Annotated in this window: 2 rRNA genes (1 of these 2 running past the window's edge); both read left to right on the top strand. The window is 52.8% G+C overall.

Annotated features, from left to right (window positions below):
• Window positions 1-1372, top strand: a 23S ribosomal RNA gene (locus CAG44_RS27305); it begins 1619 nt to the left of the window's first position.
• A gap of 136 nt (window positions 1373-1508) precedes the next feature.
• A 5S ribosomal RNA gene (rrf, locus tag CAG44_RS27300) occupies window positions 1509-1598 on the top strand; the annotation flags it as partial.

Below are 1598 nucleotides of genomic sequence, written 5' to 3'. Positions count from 1 at the left end.
GCCTCTAGGCGACGAAGTGGTTGATACCATGCTTCCAAGAAAAGCTCCTAAGCTTCAGATAACTGGGAACCGTACCCCAAACCGACACAGGTGGTTAGGTAGAGAATACCAAGGCGCTTGAGAGAACTCGGGTGAAGGAACTAGGCAAAATGGCACCGTAACTTCGGGAGAAGGTGCGCCGGCGAGGGTGAAGGACTTGCTCCGTAAGCCCATGCCGGTCGAAGATACCAGGCCGCTGCGACTGTTTATTAAAAACACAGCACTCTGCAAACACGAAAGTGGACGTATAGGGTGTGACGCCTGCCCGGTGCCGGAAGGTTAATTGATGGGGTTAGCGCAAGCGAAGCTCTTGATCGAAGCCCCGGTAAACGGCGGCCGTAACTATAACGGTCCTAAGGTAGCGAAATTCCTTGTCGGGTAAGTTCCGACCTGCACGAATGGCGTAACGATGGCGGCGCTGTCTCCACCCGAGACTCAGTGAAATTGAAATCGCTGTGAAGATGCAGTGTATCCGCGGCTAGACGGAAAGACCCCGTGAACCTTTACTATAGCTTTGCACTGGACTTTGAATTTGCTTGTGTAGGATAGGTGGGAGGCTTTGAAGTGGGGACGCCAGTTCTCATGGAGCCATCCTTGAAATACCACCCTGGCAACTTTGAGGTTCTAACTCAGGTCCGTTATCCGGATCGAGGACAGTGTATGGTGGGTAGTTTGACTGGGGCGGTCTCCTCCCAAAGAGTAACGGAGGAGTACGAAGGTGCGCTCAGACCGGTCGGAAATCGGTCGTAGAGTATAAAGGCAAAAGCGCGCTTGACTGCGAGACAAACACGTCGAGCAGGTACGAAAGTAGGTCTTAGTGATCCGGTGGTTCTGTATGGAAGGGCCATCGCTCAACGGATAAAAGGTACTCCGGGGATAACAGGCTGATACCGCCCAAGAGTTCATATCGACGGCGGTGTTTGGCACCTCGATGTCGGCTCATCACATCCTGGGGCTGAAGCCGGTCCCAAGGGTATGGCTGTTCGCCATTTAAAGTGGTACGCGAGCTGGGTTTAGAACGTCGTGAGACAGTTCGGTCCCTATCTGCCGTGGACGTTTGAGATTTGAGAGGGGCTGCTCCTAGTACGAGAGGACCGGAGTGGACGAACCTCTGGTGTTCCGGTTGTCACGCCAGTGGCATTGCCGGGTAGCTATGTTCGGAAGAGATAACCGCTGAAAGCATCTAAGCGGGAAACTTGCCTCAAGATGAGATCTCACTGGGATCTTGAATCCCCTGAAGGGCCGTCGAAGACTACGACGTTGATAGGTTGGGTGTGTAAGCGCTGTGAGGCGTTGAGCTAACCAATACTAATTGCCCGTGAGGCTTGACCATATAACACCCAAGCAATTTGCGCACGAAAGCCAAATTGTGGTGGTGAAGACGAAAGAACCGAAAGTTCGCAACATCACAAATATCGCATATCCGAATTCGCTGGGCTGTCCATCTGGACATTCTGGCAACAGAATTTCTTGACGACCATAGAGCATTGGAACCACCTGATCCCATCCCGAACTCAGCAGTGAAACGATGCATCGCCGATGGTAGTGTGGGGTTTCCC

The organism is Pseudomonas sp. B13(2017), assembly GCF_002113245.1.
GTDB lineage: Bacteria > Pseudomonadota > Gammaproteobacteria > Pseudomonadales > Pseudomonadaceae > Aquipseudomonas > Aquipseudomonas putida_Z.
This window is presented reverse-complemented; position numbering and strand designations above follow the sequence as displayed.